This window comes from Streptomyces alboniger (genome assembly GCF_008704395.1).
GTDB lineage: Bacteria > Actinomycetota > Actinomycetes > Streptomycetales > Streptomycetaceae > Streptomyces > Streptomyces alboniger.
On the sequence record NZ_CP023695.1, the window covers coordinates 6,391,665 to 6,407,444 of the forward strand.

The following is a 15,780-nucleotide window of genomic DNA, read 5'->3' on the forward strand; positions in this document are numbered from 1 at the left end:
AAACCTTCCTGATTCATGGTTGAACCATCCCCTACCGGGCGGCAAGTTGGAAGGTGGGGGGCGCACTTGGCGGCGTGCGCGGGGTTGCGCACACAAGGGCCATTAGGGTAGGCAACCCTAAGATTTTCCGATCGTATTTCTGCTTCGACACGCGCTTCGATCGTGCTTCGATCGCGCTTCGACAGGCCGCTCTGAACTGGAACGAGGACGTACGTGGACATCACCAGGCGCCAAGTGCTGTGGGCCGGCGGGGCATTGGGTACGGCGACACTGCTCACCGCGTGCTCGGGGGGCGACGACACCTCGTCCAAGGCGGGCGGCGGAGGCAAGCCCCGCAAGGGCGGCACCCTGCGCGTCGGAGCCCTCGGCCGGGCCTCGGCGATCACCCGGGACCCGCACGGCACCCAGGCCAACGAGAGCGACTACCTCATCATCGCCCTCGTGTACGACACCCTCACCGCGCCCGGCGCCAAGGACAACACCGCCGCGCGCCTCGCGGCCAGTTGGAAGCCGTCCGCCGACCTGAAGACCTGGCGCTTCAAGATCGCCGAGGGCGCCGAGTTCCACGACGGCACCCCCGTCACCGCCGACGACGTCGTCTGGTCCCTCAAGCGCCTGCGCGGCACGCCCTCCGGGGCCTCCCGGCTGCCCGGCATCAAGGCCGAGAACATCAAGGCCGAGGGCAAGGACACCGTCGTCCTCGTCTCCGACTACGCCAACGCCGAACTGCCCCTGCTCACCCGCCTGTCCACCTTCGTACTGAAGAAGGACACCAAGGAGAAGGACCTCGGCAAGGCGCCCGGCACCGGTCCCTTCAAGCTCGACTGGTTCCGCTCCGGCAACGCGCGCCTCGTCCGCAACGACAAGTGGCACGGCGGCGAGGTGCTCCTCGACGCCATCGAGGTCAAGATCTTCGAGTCCCCGCAGGCCATGTCCAACGCCCTGCTCGCCGGCCAGATCGACCTCGCCTCCAACGTCGGCGCGGTCGCCGCCCGTACCGCCGAGAAGCGCAGCGACATCCAGGTCGTGCGCCGCCCCGACGACATGGCGATGCCGATCATCATGCGCGCGGGCGACGGCCCCTTCGCCGACCCCAAGGTCCGTGAGGCGCTGCGCCTCGCCGTCGACCGCAAGGCCATGGTCAAGCAGGTCCTGTCCGGCTACGGCACCGTCGGCAACGACATCATGGGCACCGGCGACCCCGCCTACGAGTCGGGCATCCCGCAGCGCGCACGCGACCTCGCCAAGGCCAAGTCCCTCCTGAAGGAAGCGGACTTCGACACCTCCAAGACGTACAAGCTGATGACGACCGAGGACGTCCCGGGCCTCGCCGAGTCCGCGACGCTCTTCGCGAGCCAGGTCCGCGAGGCGGGCGTGAAGGTCCAGGTCGTCAAGCAGGAGTCCGCCACCTTCTACGACAAGACGTGGCTCAAGGCCGACCTGTACACCACCTACTGGGGCACCAACGACTCGGTGCTCTTCTTCGCCAGCAAGACCATGGAGTCCAAGTCCGCCCAGAACGAGGCGGCCTGGAAGAGCAAGGAGTTCGACGCCGCCTACCGCGAGGCCATCGGCGGCAAGGACGCGGCCGCGCGCGCCAAGGCCCTCAAGAAGGTCCAGCAGATCCAGCACGACGACTCCGGTTACCTCCTGTGGGGCGTCGCCGAGGGCATCGACCTCGCCGCGGCCCCTGTGCACGGCCTGCCCAAGCTGCCCGGCTACGGACGCGTCCAGCTCGAGCGGGCATGGCTGGCCCGCTGAGCGGCACGGTGAGCGAGCGGGTCGCGGGTCCTCGCCCGCGGCCCGCCGGTCCCGCGCTCTCCGGGACCCTGCGCCTGGCCGGGCTGCTCGCCCGCCGGGCGCTGCTGCTCGCCGTCCTGCTCGTCACCGTCTTCGTCGCCGTCGAACTCCTGCCGGGCGACGCCGCCAACGCCACATCGGAGCGCGGCGAGAGCGCCGCCGACCTGGCGCGCCGCCGCGAACTCCTCGGCCTGGACCGGCCCGTCCTCACCCGCTTCTGGGAGTGGATGACCGGCCTGCCCACCGGCGACTTCGGCACGTCCGCGCGCGGCGAGCCCATCGCCGACATCCTCTCCAAGCCGCTGCCCAACACCCTGCTCCTCGGCGGTCTCGCGCTCCTGGTGACCCTCGCCGTCTCGATCGCGCTCGGCTGCTGGGCCGCGCTCAAGCCGGGCGGTGCCACGGACCGGGCCGTCTCCGCGACCGCCACCGGGATCCTCGCGCTGCCGGAGTTCGTCGTCGCCGTCGCGCTCGTCCTGGTGTTCGCGCTCTGGACCGACCTGCTGCCCGCGGTCACCCTCACCGACGCCGACGGCTCGCCCGCCTCCTGGCGGATGCTGATCCTGCCCGTCCTCGCCCTCGCGATCCCGCAGATCGGCTGGAACGTCCGCATCGTGCGCGCGGCCCTCGCCGACGAGGCCAAGGCGCCGCATGTGGAGAGCGCCGTCATCGACGGGCTGCCGCGCCACCGCGTCTTCACCCACCACCTGCTGCCGGGCGCGCTGCCCACCATCGCCGCGGGCATCGCCACCTCCACCGGCATGCTGCTCGGCGGCGCCGTCGTGGTGGAGACCATCTTCAACTACCCGGGTATCGGCTCGGTCCTCGCGGGCGCCGTCACCGACCGCGACGGCCCCCTCGTCGCCGGCGTCGTCGCCGTCACCGGAGCCGTCATCACCGGCGTGCTGCTCCTCGCCGACCTCGTACGTTCCTGGGCTTCGGGAGGCCGAACATGACCGCGCCCCTCACCCTGGCGAAGCGGGCCGCACGCCGCCTCCCGCGCCGCGGCGTCGTCCTGCGCGTCCTGCCCGCCCTGCTGCTCGTCGCCCTCGCCTTCGCCGGGCCCTGGCTCGCGCCGCACGCCATCGACACCCCCGTCACCGCCCCCTACGCCGAACCGGGCGGCGAGGCGGCGCTCGGCGGTGACCAGCTCGGCCGCGACGTCCTGAGCCGCCTGCTCGCCGGCGGCCGCGAACTCATCGCCACCTCCCTGCTGGTGGCCGCCCTGGTGACCGGCGCCGCCGCGTTCCTCGGCGCCCTCGGCGCGCTGCGCCCCGCCGTCGGCCGCGTCGTCGAACGCTGCGCGGACGTCCTCATGCTGCTGCCCGCCGTCCTCGGCATCCTGCTCATCGCGCTGTCCTGGCCGGGCGGCGGACGGTTCGCCGTCATCGCGGCCGCCGTGGTGATGGGCGTGCCCTACGCCGTACGCCTGGTCGCGGGCGCCGCCGCGCCGGTCGCCGCCTCCGGGTACATCGAGGCCGCGGCGGTCGGCGGGGAACGCCTGTGGCACCTCGTCGTACGCGAGGTCCTGCCCAATCTGCGGGCCACGCTGCTCGCCCTCTTCGGCCTGCGCTTCGTCGCCGCCGTCTACATCGTGGCGACGGCCGGTTTCCTCCAGGTGGGCCCACAACCACCCGCCGCGGACTGGGCACTGATGATCCGCGAGAACTCCGGCGGAATCGTCCTGAACCCCTGGGCGGTCCTCGCACCCTCCCTCGCCATCGGCCTCCTCGCCATGAGCGTCAACCTCGCGGCCTCGGCGCTGGTGCCGCGGTCCGGCAGGAGAGAGGTGACCGCGCTGTGAAGCGCGAGCCCGTCTCCGCGAAGCAAGAGCCCGTCTCCGCGAAGCAAGAGACCGCGATGACCCGGGGGGTCGCCTCGTGAACCACATGCCCGACTGGTACCCGAAGGGGCAGGTCCCCTCCTCCGGGGTGGCGGTGCGCGTCGACGGACTGAGTGTGGCCGCCGCCGACGGACGGCTCCTCCTGGAGGGCGGCGGCATGGAGGTGCGGCCCGGTCGCGTCACCGCGCTCGTCGGGCCCTCGGGGTCCGGCAAGACCACCCTCCTGCGGGCTGTGGCCGGGGTCCTGCCGCCCGGCGCCCGGCGCACCGCGGGCACGGTCGAGGTGCTCGGCCAGGACCCCTTGGCGCTCGGCGCCGCCGACCTGCGCGCCCTGCGCCGCCACCGCCTCGCCTACCTCGGCCAGGACCCCGGCTCCGGGCTCAACCCCCGCATGAAGGTGCGCCGCCTCATCGCCGAGGTCGCCGTCGACCGCGGCGCCGAGGCCTTGCGCGCCCAGCTGGAGGAGGTACGGCTCCCTCTCGGCCAGGGGCTGGAGAACCGGCGCACGGGCGAGCTGTCCGGCGGCCAGCAGCGTCGCGTCGCCCTCGCCAGGGCCCTCGCCCGCCGCCCCGCCGTCCTCCTCCTCGACGAGCCCACCGCGGGCCTCGACCCGGAGGTGCGGGACGAGATCGCCGAACTGCTGCGGCACCTGGCGGCCCACCACCGCCTCGCGGTCGCCCTCTCCTGCCACGACACCGACCTCGTCACGCGCCTGGCGGACGACGTCGTCGACCTGTCCGCCGCCGGCGCGCCGCCCCTGCCCCTGCCCGCGCCCCGCCCCCGTACGGTCGAGGCCCGGACCCCTGCGGACGGCACCCCCAAGCTCGCCGTCGCCGGACTGTGCGCGTCCTTCACCCACCGCGGCCGCGCCGTCCCCGTCCTGCACGACGTCGGCCTCACCGTCACCGCCGGATCCAGCACGGGCATCGTCGGCGCCTCCGGATCCGGCAAGACCACGCTCGTACGCGCTGTCGTCGGGCTGCACCGGCCCGCCGAGGGCACCGTCACGCTCGACGGCGTACGCCTCCACCCCGCCGCCCACGGCCGCACCCGCGCCCAGCGCCGCGCGCTCCAGCTCGTGCCGCAGGACCCGCTCGGCACCCTCAACCCCAGCCGGACGGTGGGCGAGACCCTCGGCCGGCCGCTGCGGCTGCACGGCCGCGCCCCGCGCGCCGAGGTCCCCGGGCGCGTCCTGGAACTCCTGGAGAGCGTCGGCCTGCCCGCGAACTTCGCCGACCGCTACCCCCACGAACTCTCCGGTGGGCAGCGGCAGCGCGCCTCCATAGCCAGGGCGCTGGCGGCCGACCCCGACGTCCTGGTCTGCGACGAAGTCACCTCGGCCCTGGACGACAGGACCGCGGGGGCGGTCATGGACCTCCTCGAAGAGCTGCGGGAGAGCCGTGCCCTCGCCCTCATCCTCATCAGCCACGACCTGCGGCTGGTGGCGAGCCGCACGGACGCGCTGCTGGTCCTCTCCGACGGCCGGGCCGTGGAGTCCGGCGCGACCGAGCGGATCCTCGCGGGCGTGGCGGGGGCCGCGGACGTACGTTTGCCAGGGGAGCGGCCGGTGTGACAGGTTTCCGGTCATGAACATGGGCATGGTGGTCGGTGACGTCTCCTCGCGCGCCGCGACGCGGGAGACGGACCTGCCCTGATGCCCTGACGTCCGTCAGGGGCCGTCACCCAGGAGGTCCGCCCCCTCCTCGTCGAAGCGCGCTTCGTGTCCCGGCGCCCACGACCAGGAGGAGACCCCGATGCCCCGCATCGAGTGGACCGAGAACGACAACACCCCCACCCAGTACGCCCGTTGGCACTCCGAAAGCGACGCGGCCCCGCCCCGCCGGGTCGTCGTCGCCGACGACCGGACGAAGGCCGACGCCGCCCACCGCCTCGCCTGCGAGGGCACCGCGCTGCTCTGGCGCGGCGACTTCCACGGCGCCCGGCAGCTGCTCGCCGCCCTGGCGCGCCGCGTCGACAGGAAGCCCACGCCCTCGGGCGCCACCCCCGCCGACGGCTTCCACCTGCACCGGCGGGCCCGCGGCCACCGCGCCCGTGTGCTCGGCATGCTGCTCGTACGCCTCGACGAGGAGTACGGCCTGACGCTGCGCAGGGCGCCCGACGTCCGCGCCGCCTGCCGGGAGGCGTACGGGCCGCCCGACGGCCCGATGGTGGTCTCCCTGCGGGAACTCCTCGGCGTCATCGGCGCCCACGAATGGCGGACGAAGGGCGTGGAGGTACCCGCCCTCGACGGTGACCGCATCCACCCCCACTACGGCGTGTTCTCGCCGGTCAGAGGGGAGTACGTCGACCTGGTGGCGTGCGCCCCGCTGCCGCCCGTGGCGGACCGGCCAGGGGCCCTGCCTTCCGCCGCGCCGCGTACGGCGTTCGACATCGGCACCGGAACGGGCGTCCTCGCCGCGGTGCTCGCCCGGCGCGGGTTCGACCGGGTCGTGGCCACCGACATCAACCCGCGCGCCCTCGCCTGCGCGCGCGACAACGTCCGGCGCCTCGGGCTCGACGGGCGGGTGGACGTGGTCGACGCCGGGCTCTTCCCGGCGGGCCGGGCCGCGCTCGTGGTGTGCAACCCGCCGTGGCTGCCCGCCCGCCCGGCCTCCGCCGTCGAGCAGGGCGTGTACGACCAGGGCAGCGCGATGCTGCGCGCCTTCCTGACCGGGCTCGCGGAACACCTGGAGCCGGGCGGCGAAGGCTGGCTCGTCCTCTCGGACCTGGCGGAACACCTCCAACTGCGGTCGCGAGCCGACCTGTTGGCGCTCTTTGACGCGGCGGAGCTGCGGGTCGTCGACCGGCTCGACACCGTCCCCCGCCACCCGCGCGCCGCGGACACCACCGACCCGCTGCACACGGCCCGCGCGGCCGAGGTCACGTCGCTGTGGAGGCTGGCGCCCCGCTGACCCCGCTGGTTACCCGACCGGCTCCCCGGTCGGCTCCACCGTTATGGAGCAACTGCTTCAGAATGTGTTAGCGTCCTCACTCGTCAGTTATGAAGCAGTTGCTTCAAAAAGGTCTCGGCACGTCGGAGGACGTTTCCATGCCACCTGCGGTGTACATAGTGGGGCTCGGTATCTTCACCCAGGGAACCTCGGAGTTCATGCTGTCCGGCCTGTTGCCGGGTATGGCCGACGACTTGGGGGTGTCGATCCCGGACGCCGGACTGCTCATCTCGGCCTTCGCTGTCGGCATGGTCATCGGCGCGCCGCTGCTCGCCGTCGCCACGCTCGGCTGGCCGCGCCGCACGGCGCTCGTCTCCCTCCAGGCCGCCTTCGTCGCGGCCCACGTGGTGGGCGCCCTCGCGCCCGGCTACACCGTCCTGTTTGTCTCACGCATCGTCAGCGCACTTGCCTACGCCGGGTATTGGGGCGTATCCGTGGCCACCGTGGTGGCGCTCGTGCCCGCGGCCGCCAAGGCGCGGGCGATCGCCGTGGTGGGGTGCGGACTGACGCTCGCCACCATCGTCGGCGTCCCCGCGGGCACGGTGCTCAGCCAGTACTCCGACTGGCGCGCCGCCTTCTGGGCGGTGGCCGCGGCGACCGTGGTGAGCCTGGTGGGCACGCTGCTCGTGGTCCCCGGCGGCCGCGGCGCAGGCGAGCGCCTGTCGGTCAGGGCCGAACTGCGGGGCATGGCACGGCCGCAGCTGTGGCTCTCGTACGCCATCACGGCCTTCGCCTTCGGAGCGGTCATCGTCACCTTCAGCTATCTGGCGTCACTCCTGACCGAGGTCAGCGGCGTCTCCGAGGGGTGGGTGCCGGGGATGCTCGCCCTCTTCGGCGTCGGCGGCATGGTCGGCATCGTGATCGGCGGACGCACGGCCGAGGCGCGGCCGCTGGGCACGCTCGGCGTCGGGCTCGGCGGGCTCGCTCTGTTCTCCGCGCTGCTCGCCCTCACGGCGCACGTGACGGCCGTGGTGATCGTCCTGGTCTTCCTGCTCGGCCTCGTCGGCTACGTCACCAACCCGGCCTTGCAGTCCCAGGTGTTCACCCTGGCGCCGGGCGCCCCGACGCTCGTCGGCGCGACCAATACGGCCGCGTTCAACGTCGGCAACACCGTGGCCCCGCTGCTCGGCGGCCTGGCCATCGACGCCGGGTTCGGCTACGCCTCGGTGGCCTGGGTCGGGGCCGCGCTGGCCGCGGCGGGTGTGGCCGGTGTGCTGTGGGCGGCGTACCTTCAGCGCTCGGGGCCGAAGCGGGTGCCGACGCCGGGCCCTCGTACGGCCGTGATCGCCCGCGAGACCGCCAAGGCGGAGGCGTGAGCACCGGCGCGCGGGAGGACCACGCCGCCCCACACGCCACCCGCGCCCCCCACGCCACGCGCGTCCGCGTCACCGCCGAGCCCGACTGGTACGAGTCGGCGGGCATCTCGCTCGGCATCCGCGTCGGCGGCCTCGTCTTCACCTCGGGACAGGCGCCGGTCGACGAGCGCGGTGCCACGGTCGGCGCCGGGGACTTCGAGGCGCAGGCCCGGCGCGCGCTCGCCAACCTCGCCACGGTCCTCGGCCGCGCGGGCTCCGGCCTGGACCGGCTGGTCAAGCTCACGGTCTTCGTCACCGACATGGCCCACCAGGACGTCTTCGCCCGGCTGCGTGCCGAGTACTACGTCGCGCCGTTCCCCGCGGAGTCCTTCGTCCAGGTCGCCGCGCTCGCCGATCCCGCGTGGCTGATCGAGATCGAGGCGATCGGCGCCGTGGAGTGACACCCCGCGTTTTGTGAGAGCGTTCCAAAACGTCTACTGTAGGGCCATGGCCAGGCCACGAGAGTTCAGCGAGGACCGCGTCGTCACCGCGGCCATGGAGACGTTCTGGCGCCATGGGTACGAGGGCACCTCGACCCGGGACCTGTGCGACAGCACGGGTCTGGGCCCGTCCAGCCTCTACAACACCTTCGGTGGCAAGCGGCAGCTCTACCTCCGCGCCCTGGGGCACTACTACGACACCGCCACCGCCGAACAGGTCGAGATCCTGCGCGGCCCCGGCCCGGCGAAGGAGCGGCTGCGCGCGATGATGCTCCACGCCCTCGACGCCGACCTCGACCCGGCGGACGCGCGCGGCTGCTTCGCGATCAATGCCGCCGTCGAGGCCGCCGCGCCCGACCCGGAGGTCAAGGAAGCGGTGCGGCGCAGCTTCGACCGGGTCGAGGACGAGCTGTGCGCGGTCGTGGAGGAGGGTCGGCGGGCCGGTGAGATCCGCTCCACGGGTGACGCGCGGACGGTGGCCCGCCGGGTGCAGAGCGCCTACTACGGACTGCGCGTCCTCAGCCGCGTACACGACGACCGGGAGATCCTGCTCGCCACGGTGGAGGGCGCGCTCGCCGATCTGTGACCCGCGGCGCGCTCACGTACCGCTCACGCGTCACCCGGGTCCGTTTATCGGCTGTTGATCGCTTCACCGGACGCTTCGCTGGTCCAAGTCCGTCGTGAACCAACGGAATTGACCGGAGGTATGTACATGAAGATGATCCGCTCGCTCAAGAAGAAGATCACCGGGGAGAAGAGCCTGAAGGCGTACGCCTGGTACCACTGGTACTAAACCGGCGAATCGTCCCTCTGTGTTCCGTGTGTCCCGTGTCCGGCGTGCCCGAGCGGCCGCCGGGCGCGGGCCCTCCGCCCTGGGAGACCACCGATGCCCCTCTCCGGTACCGACCGGTCCGCCCGCTCCGCCCGGACCACCGTCTTCACGCCGCGGCTCGACGCCCTGCTGCGCGGCCACCGCGGCGAGGACGTGTTCCGCCTGGACGCCGACACCGTGGGCGTCGCCGGGCCCGAGCTGACCGACCGGATCCTCGCCGCCCGGCCCGCCACCGAGCACGAACGCCCGACCTTCAAGCCCCTGCACGGCCGTTCCATCCACCGCACCGAGGCGTCGCACGTCATGCGGGCCATCGGCCGCGACGTACGCGCGGCGCTGCGCGGGCCCGGGCCGGGGGACGTCGACCTCACCGGGGAGTGGCCGCACGTCGGCCACGTCCACCTGCGCGACCTGATCCTCGGTGCCGACCCCTACCGGCTGCGCATCCTCATGGACCGCACCCTGGAGCTGACGCCCAAGCTGACGTGGACGGTCATCGCCGTCGGCGCCGCGCTCCCCGGCAGACCGCGTCCGGGCGCGCCCGTGACGGAGATCGCGGGCCTGACCGCCGAGGCCGCCACCTACAGCGACCGGCGGTACGCGATGGGCCTGTACCGGCGCGCGGCGGCGCCCGTCTGCTTCACCGTCTCCACGCTCGTCGCGAGCGCGTACTGGCTCGGGGCGCCCTTCGACGACGACACCCCGAACGAGCACATCCTGTACGAGGCCATGCGCCTGCTGCCCCCCTCCTGGAACATCCTGCGCAACGCGTCCCCCGAGTACCCGGCGCTCGACGCCCGCATCGGCGCGGGCGACGACGTCCTGCTGCTGCCGCTGCTCAGCCACCGCGACCCGGCGCTCTGGGACGACCCCGACGAGTTCCGCCCCGGACGCTGGGCCGCCCTCGACCCCGACGACCACCCCGGCTACCTCCCCTTCGGCCACGCCTCCGAACGCTGCTGGGGACGGCACATGGTCATGCCGCTGGCCGGGATGCTGCTCGACCTCCTCCGCGCCGAGGGGCTGACGGTCGACCCCCGGCAGACCACCGCCAGGGTGCCGCTCGCGGGGCTGCTCGGAGTCGACAAGGTGCGGCTCGTACGGCCGTCCTAGGCGGCGCGGCGGAACAGGCCCGTCCAGAGGAACGGCTCGCCGAAGAGCGCGGACTCGGCGGGCTCGTCGCGCATGCGGCGCAGTTCGACCTCCGTCAGGTCCCCGAAGATCCGCCGCAGCGCCCGGTCGTCGTAGGCGATACCGCCGTGCAGGGCGGACTGCCGGTAGAACTCCGCGTCCGGCAGTTCGGATCCCATGCCCCCCGCGCCGGCCGCGAAGCAGGTGAGGGCGAAGTGGCCGCCGGGCGCGAGGACGCGGTCCAGGAGGGCGAGGTAGCTGACGCGGCGGTGCGGCGGCAGGTGGTGGAAGCAGCCCGAGTCGTAGACCAGGTCGTACGGACCGGCCAACTCGGCCTGCGTGAGGGCGAAGGCGTCGCCCTGGTGGAACCGTACGGCGGCCCCCGTCGCGCGGGCGCGGTCCTCGGCCCAGGCCAGCGCGGCCGGCGACAGGTCGACGGCGTCGACCTCGAAGCCGAGCGAGGCGAGATGGAGGGCGTTGCGGCCGGGCCCGCAGCCGAGGTCGAGCGCGCGGCCCGGCGCGATGAGGCCCCGCTCGGCGTACGAGACGAGGTTTTCGTCCGGCTTCGCCACGAAGAACGGCACGGGCCTGGAGCGGTCGGCGTAGAAGTCGTCCCACCAGGCCGCGCCGCCGGCCGTCCAGCGGTCGGCCTCCGGTGCGAACAGGCCGTCCAGGAGGTTCAGCACGTCGTCGGCCGTGCGGATGTCGCGGTCCATCAAGTCCCCTTTCCCAAGGGGCAATTGTAGGTCGCGGGCCAGGGAAAGCCCAGGTCAGGGTCGGTGTGGTGAGGGGGCTTTCCGGACCTCGCCGCCGCTCCTTCCGGTGAGCCGAACAGTGTGTTCACGCGCTGTATCCCCAGAAGTAATCACAGCTGCTTGGATGTGCGAGCGCCGGAACAACGGCCGCTTCCGGCCAGTCCGGAAACAGCAGCAACAGCCCCCCACCGTCAGGAGTTTCAGTGCCGTACTCAGCGCCGCGCAGGTCCCAGGCGGCCGCGATCGCCACCGTGCTCGCCGCCGCCACGCTCGCCGCCGTCGCCCCGTCCGCGACCGCCGCCGACGCCTCCGCCGCGACGCCCTCGCTCAAGGTGCTCACGTACAACACGTTCCTGTTCAGCAAGACGCTCTACCCGAACTGGGGCCAGGACCACCGCGCCAGGGCCATACCGGCGGCGGACTTCTTCCAGGGGCAGGACGTCGTCGTCCTCCAGGAGGCGTTCGACAACTCCTCGTCCGAGGCTCTGCTGGCCGGGGCCAAGGGCCGCTACCCGCACCAGACACCGGTGATGGGCCGCGGCAGGAGCGGCTGGGACGCCACCGGCGGTGCCTACTCCTCGGTGACACCGGAGGACGGTGGCGTGACGGTCCTCAGCAAGTGGCCGCTCGTGCGCAAGGAGCAGTACGTCTACAAGGACGCGTGCGGCGCCGACTCGCACTCCAACAAGGGGTTCGTCTACGCCGTGCTGGACGTGAACGGCACCAGGGCGCACGTGGTGGGGACGCACGCCCAGTCCACCGACCCGGGCTGCGGCAGCGGCGAGGCGGCAGCCACGCGCGCGAAGCAGTTCAAGGAGGTGGACGCCTTCCTCGACGCCAAGAACATCCCGGCCGCTGAACAGGTCATCGTGGCGGGCGACTTCAACGTCGACTCGCACAGCGCCGAGTACGCCTCGATGCTCGCCGACGGAGGCTTCGCCCCCGCCGACGCCCGCACGGGCCACCCGTACTCCTTCGACACCCGGGACAACTCGATCGCCTCCGAGCGCTACCCCGACGACCCGCGAGAGGACCTCGACCACGTCCTGCACCGCAAGGGCCACGCGCGCCCCGCCACCTGGCACAACAACGTGGTCAAGGAACAGAGCGCGCCCTGGACGGTCTCCAGCTGGGGCAAGAAGTACACGTACACGAACCTGTCGGACCACTACCCCGTGACGGGGTACTAGGGCGTCGGCCGCTAACTGTGCCAGGGCCCGGTCACGGCGAACGTCGTGCCGGGCGTGTAGCAGTTGACGTACATCGTGGCGTGGTCGGGGGAGAAGGCGACGCCCGCGAACTCGCCCCATTCGGGCTTCTCGGGGCTGCCGATGTTCTGGCGGTTGCCGGCCATCGCGTAGACCTCGCCGCGCCGGGTCACGCCGTAGACGTGCTGGGCGCCGTCGCCGTCCTCGCAGACCATCAGGCCGCCGGTGGGTGCGAGGCAGATGTTGTCGGGGGACTCGCCGGGCAGCTGGATGTCCGTGCTCGGGCCGAAGACGATCACCAGGGTGAGACGGCGCGCGGCCGGGTCGTACCGCCAGATCTGGCCGAAGTGGTCGCCCGCCGAGCCCTCCGCCTTGCGCGCGAAGGACGACACGAAGTAGACGGACGAGCCGCCCCAGTAGCAGCCCTCCAGCTTCTGCGCGTGCGTGATGCCCTTCGGGCCGAAGTCCTGGTGGCGGATGGGCGTCTCCTTGGCCAGCGGGTCCGGTACGTCGACCCACTCGACACCGTCGAAGCTCGCGCCCGTCTTCTGGATCGAGGACAGGTCCGGTACGCCCGGCACGCGCATCGCCTGAAGCCTGCCGCCCGCGCGCAGCGAACCGCGGCCGCCCCCGGGCTTCTTGGGCAGGAAGCGGTAGAAGAGGCCGAAGGGCTTCTGGAAGGCGTCCTCGGTCTCGTAGACGATCCCGCGCTCGGGGTCGACGGCGATCGCCTCGTGCTGGAAGCGGCCCATCGCGGTGAGCGGTACGGCGCCGGTACGGCGCGGATCCACCGGGTCGACCTCGAAGACGAAGCCGTGGTCCTTGGTGTAGCCGTTCGTGCCGGCCTTGTCCTCGGTCTCCTCGCAGGTGAGCCAGGTGCCCCAAGGGGTCGGCCCGCCCGCGCAGTTCACGGCGGTCCCGGCGATCGCCACGCGCTCGTCCAGGACGTCGTTTCTCCGGTCGAGCGCGAGCGCCGTACAGCCGCCCTTGGCGGCCGGGTCGTACGTGAGTCCGCTGACCGTCGGCACGCCGATCTTGGCGGTGACGCGGTTCTCGTGGTTGCGCACGAGGTGGACACCGCCGCGCCTGCCGCGGAAGGCGGCCATGCCGTCGTGGTTGCTGGGCACCTTGCCCTCACCCGAACGGAGGTTCTCACCCTCGCGCGAGAGGACCCGGTAGCGGAAACCTTTCGGCAGATCGAGCAGGCCCTTGGGGTCGGGGACGAGGGGGCCGTAACCGGCCCGCCCGTGGGCGGCGGCCGTCCCCGCGAAGAGCTCCGAGAGAGCGCCCGTGAAGGCGATTCCCGCGCCCACGGCACCGGTGCGGGCGAGAACCTGACGTCGAGTGGCAGACATGATGGGCAACCTCCTGCTGGCGGACAGGAATGTGACCGGATGTGTGTACCACGCGCCCTGACTAGTGCACGAGACCCTTGGCATCCCGGGCGAGCGCCGTGAGCCGCGAGATGGCCCGGAAGTACTTCTTCCGGTACCCGCCGTTCAGCATCTCCTCGCTGAACAGCCGGTCGAAGGGCACACCGGAGGCCAGCACCGGCACCTCCCGGTCGTACAGCCGGTCGGCGAGTACCACGAGCCGCAGCGCGGTCGACTGGTCCGGCACCGGCGTCACCTCGGTGAGGCAGACGGCCGCGATGTGGTCGGTCAGCGCGCCGTAGCGGCTGGGGTGGACCTTGGCCAGGTGCGCGAGCAGATGCGGGAAGTCGTCGAGCGAGGCGCCCTCGGTCGCGTACGCCGCCTTGGTGACCTGCTCCTGCGAGTACGGCTCCGGAGCCTGCGGCAGGCCCCGGTGGCGGTAGTCCTCACCGTCGATGCGCAACGCCTTGAAGTGCGCGGAAAGGCCCTGGATCTCCCGCATGAAGTCGGTGGCGGCGAAGCGGCCCTCACCGAGCTTGCCGGGCAGCGTGTTCGAGGTCGCGGCCAGCGCCACGCCCTGCTCGACCAGCTTGGACAGGAGCGAGGACACCAGCACGGTGTCACCGGGGTCGTCGAGTTCGAATTCGTCGATGCAGAGCAGCCGGTGATCGCTGAGTGTGCGCACCGTCTGCTGGAAGCCGAGGGCGCCGACCAAATTCGTCAGCTCGACGAAGGTGCCGAACGCCTTCTGCTCGGGCGCCGCGGGCGTCGCGTGCCAGAGGGAGGCCAGGAGGTGGGTCTTGCCGACGCCGTAGCCGCCGTCGAGATAGACCCCGCGCGGCCCGGTCGGGGCCGGGGCCTTCTTCTGGAACCAGCGCTTCCTGCCCGCGCCGGAGGCATGCGCTCCGCCGAGGCCCGCCGCGAACCCGCTCAGGACGCGGACCGCCTCGGTCTGGCTCGGCTGGTTCGGGTCCGGGATGTACGTATCGAAGCGGACCGAGTCGAAGCGCGGCGGCGGCACCATCTCGGCGACCAGACGGTCGGCGGGGACGTGGGGCTCGCGGGCGCACAGGGACAGCGGAGCGACTTCGGCTATGGGGCCGGGCCCATGGGCTGCGGTGGAGGACGACACGGTTCCCCACCTTAAGGGGCGTGCAAGACTGCGGATATGCGACGCCTGTTCCCTGTGACCGACCAGACAACCGAGACGAACGCCGCGGACGGACGTGGCGCGAGCACCGAGGCCGCACGGGAGTGGAGCCTCGACGAACTGGCCGAGGCCTACGCCTACCCGGCGGGAACCGCCGCGGGGACGGGCACCTGGCTGCGCGCCAACATGGTGTCCACGCTCGACGGCGCCGCCCAGCACGACGGCCGCTCCCGGCCGATCTCCAACGACACCGACATGCGGATCTTCGGCACCCTGCGCGGGCTCGCCGACGCCGTGGTGGTGGGGGCCGAGACGGTCCGTCTTGAGGGCTATCGTCCGGCACGCGCGCGTGACGCCTTCGCCGCGCGCAGGGCCGCCGCCGGGCAGACCCCGGCGCCCGCCATCGCGGTCGTCAGTGCGAGCCTCGACCTGGACTTCTCACTTCCGCTTTTCGCCGAGCCGCCGACCCCGACGCTCGTGGTGACCGGGGCCGCCGCGTCCGCCGACAGGATCGCCGCAGCCGAGCGGGCGGGCGCCGTCGTGGTGATCGCGGGCGAGGGCGCGACCGTGGACCCCGCGCGAGTGGCGCCCGCCCTGGCCGAACGCGGGCTCACCCGGCTGCTCACCGAGGGCGGGCCGCGCCTGCTCGGGCAGCTCGTGGCCGCCAAGGCGCTGGACGAGCTGTGTCTGACGGTCTCGCCGATGCTCACCGCGGGGGACGCGCAGCGGATCGCGGGCGGGCACGCGCTCGCGACGCCCGATGAATTCGTACTGACGTCCGTACTGGAGGAGGCCGGGTTCCTCTTCACCCGATACCGTCGTAGCTGACAATCAGCGGAATCAGCCGTTCCGTTTGGCTTCCGCTGGGCACACTAGATCTCGCAGACCCCGTGCGGCCACGGGGCAGGATGGTTTCCGCAAGGGCCTCAGTACGGCCTACGG

The 15,780-nt window shown here is 72.5% G+C and carries 15 protein-coding genes; 12 read left to right on the forward strand and 3 right to left on the reverse strand.

What is annotated here, in order from left to right; genetic code table 11:
• Nucleotides 1-213 precede the first annotated feature (213 nt).
• The 10 genes from CP975_RS28135 (at nt 214) to CP975_RS28175 (ending at nt 10,334) form a co-directional block, all read left to right on the forward strand.
• The gene (locus tag CP975_RS28135; RefSeq protein ID WP_030779699.1) at nt 214-1,761 is read left to right on the forward strand and encodes an ABC transporter substrate-binding protein; all 1,548 of its coding nucleotides are present in this window, start codon (nt 214-216) and stop codon (nt 1,759-1,761) included.
• Nucleotides 1,746-2,756 (forward strand): ABC transporter permease, encoded by a 1,011-nt coding sequence (locus CP975_RS28140; protein ID WP_055531756.1) that lies wholly within the window; start codon nt 1,746-1,748, stop codon nt 2,754-2,756. The genes CP975_RS28135 and CP975_RS28140 overlap by 16 nt, the downstream gene beginning before the upstream one ends.
• Nucleotides 2,753-3,604: an ABC transporter permease gene (locus CP975_RS28145; protein WP_055531758.1), complete on the forward strand. Its 852-nt coding sequence runs from the start codon at nt 2,753-2,755 to the stop codon at nt 3,602-3,604. Before CP975_RS28140 ends, CP975_RS28145 begins: the two co-directional genes overlap by 4 nt.
• Nucleotides 3,605-3,689: 85 nt before the next feature.
• Nucleotides 3,690-5,216 (forward strand): ABC transporter ATP-binding protein, encoded by a 1,527-nt coding sequence (locus tag CP975_RS28150; protein WP_246201834.1) that lies wholly within the window; start codon nt 3,690-3,692, stop codon nt 5,214-5,216.
• 181 nt (nt 5,217-5,397) lie between these two features.
• Nucleotides 5,398-6,555: a N5-glutamine methyltransferase family protein gene (locus CP975_RS28155; protein WP_055533240.1), complete on the forward strand. Its 1,158-nt coding sequence runs from the start codon at nt 5,398-5,400 to the stop codon at nt 6,553-6,555.
• 137 nt (nt 6,556-6,692) lie between these two features.
• Nucleotides 6,693-7,910 (forward strand): Cmx/CmrA family chloramphenicol efflux MFS transporter, encoded by a 1,218-nt coding sequence (locus CP975_RS28160; protein ID WP_055533242.1) that lies wholly within the window; start codon nt 6,693-6,695, stop codon nt 7,908-7,910.
• Entirely contained in the window at nt 7,907-8,350 is a 444-nt protein-coding gene (locus CP975_RS28165) for a RidA family protein (RefSeq protein WP_150477485.1), read from the forward strand. The genes CP975_RS28160 and CP975_RS28165 overlap by 4 nt, the downstream gene beginning before the upstream one ends.
• Before the next feature lie 46 nt (nt 8,351-8,396).
• A complete protein-coding gene (locus CP975_RS28170) occupies nt 8,397-8,975 on the forward strand; it encodes a TetR/AcrR family transcriptional regulator (protein WP_055533244.1) in 579 nt (192 codons plus the stop codon).
• A 108-nt stretch (nt 8,976-9,083) separates the two neighbouring features.
• A complete protein-coding gene (locus CP975_RS35470) occupies nt 9,084-9,182 on the forward strand; it encodes a tryptorubin family RiPP precursor (RefSeq protein WP_213083954.1) in 99 nt (32 codons plus the stop codon).
• 93 nt (nt 9,183-9,275) lie between these two features.
• A complete protein-coding gene (locus tag CP975_RS28175; RefSeq protein WP_055533246.1) occupies nt 9,276-10,334 on the forward strand; it encodes a cytochrome P450 in 1,059 nt (352 codons plus the stop codon).
• Here the strand turns inward: CP975_RS28175 and CP975_RS28180 are convergent.
• Complete coding sequence (locus CP975_RS28180) at nt 10,331-11,068, reverse strand: class I SAM-dependent methyltransferase (protein WP_055533248.1); 738 nt, start codon at nt 11,066-11,068, stop codon at nt 10,331-10,333. The genes CP975_RS28175 and CP975_RS28180 overlap by 4 nt on opposite strands.
• 242 nt (nt 11,069-11,310) lie before the next feature.
• Here CP975_RS28180 and sph point away from each other — a divergent pair, with 242 nt between their 5' ends.
• The gene (sph, locus tag CP975_RS28185) at nt 11,311-12,297 is read left to right on the forward strand and encodes a sphingomyelin phosphodiesterase (protein ID WP_055533250.1); all 987 of its coding nucleotides are present in this window, start codon (nt 11,311-11,313) and stop codon (nt 12,295-12,297) included.
• Nucleotides 12,298-12,308: 11 nt separating this feature from the next.
• Here the strand turns inward: sph and CP975_RS28190 are convergent, their stop codons facing one another.
• Both CP975_RS28190 and zapE read right to left on the reverse strand, forming a co-directional pair.
• A complete protein-coding gene (locus CP975_RS28190; protein WP_150477486.1) occupies nt 12,309-13,670 on the reverse strand; it encodes a PhoX family protein in 1,362 nt (453 codons plus the stop codon).
• Between the two features lie 61 nt (nt 13,671-13,731).
• Complete coding sequence (gene zapE / locus CP975_RS28195) at nt 13,732-14,820, reverse strand: cell division protein ZapE (RefSeq protein ID WP_055533252.1); 1,089 nt, start codon at nt 14,818-14,820, stop codon at nt 13,732-13,734.
• 36 nt (nt 14,821-14,856) lie between these two features.
• Here zapE and CP975_RS28200 point away from each other — a divergent pair, with 36 nt between their 5' ends.
• Complete coding sequence (locus tag CP975_RS28200) at nt 14,857-15,666, forward strand: pyrimidine reductase family protein (RefSeq protein ID WP_055533254.1); 810 nt, start codon at nt 14,857-14,859, stop codon at nt 15,664-15,666.
• Nucleotides 15,667-15,780 lie beyond the last annotated feature (114 nt).

Coding starts and splice junctions, on each gene's coding strand:
- CP975_RS28150 (WP_246201834.1), top strand. CDS start 3,690: ATGCCCGACTGGTACCCGAAGGGGCAGGTCCCCTCCTCCGGGGTGGCG.
- CP975_RS28155 (WP_055533240.1), top strand. CDS start 5,398: ATGCCCCGCATCGAGTGGACCGAGAACGACAACACCCCCACCCAGTAC.
- CP975_RS28175 (WP_055533246.1), top strand. CDS start 9,276: ATGCCCCTCTCCGGTACCGACCGGTCCGCCCGCTCCGCCCGGACCACC.
- CP975_RS28140 (WP_055531756.1), top strand. CDS start 1,746: ATGGCTGGCCCGCTGAGCGGCACGGTGAGCGAGCGGGTCGCGGGTCCT.
- CP975_RS28200 (WP_055533254.1), top strand. CDS start 14,857: ATGCGACGCCTGTTCCCTGTGACCGACCAGACAACCGAGACGAACGCC.
- CP975_RS28145 (WP_055531758.1), top strand. CDS start 2,753: ATGACCGCGCCCCTCACCCTGGCGAAGCGGGCCGCACGCCGCCTCCCG.
- CP975_RS28190 (WP_150477486.1), bottom strand. CDS start 13,670: ATGTCTGCCACTCGACGTCAGGTTCTCGCCCGCACCGGTGCCGTGGGC.
- CP975_RS28180 (WP_055533248.1), bottom strand. CDS start 11,068: ATGGACCGCGACATCCGCACGGCCGACGACGTGCTGAACCTCCTGGAC.
- CP975_RS28170 (WP_055533244.1), top strand. CDS start 8,397: ATGGCCAGGCCACGAGAGTTCAGCGAGGACCGCGTCGTCACCGCGGCC.
- CP975_RS28160 (WP_055533242.1), top strand. CDS start 6,693: ATGCCACCTGCGGTGTACATAGTGGGGCTCGGTATCTTCACCCAGGGA.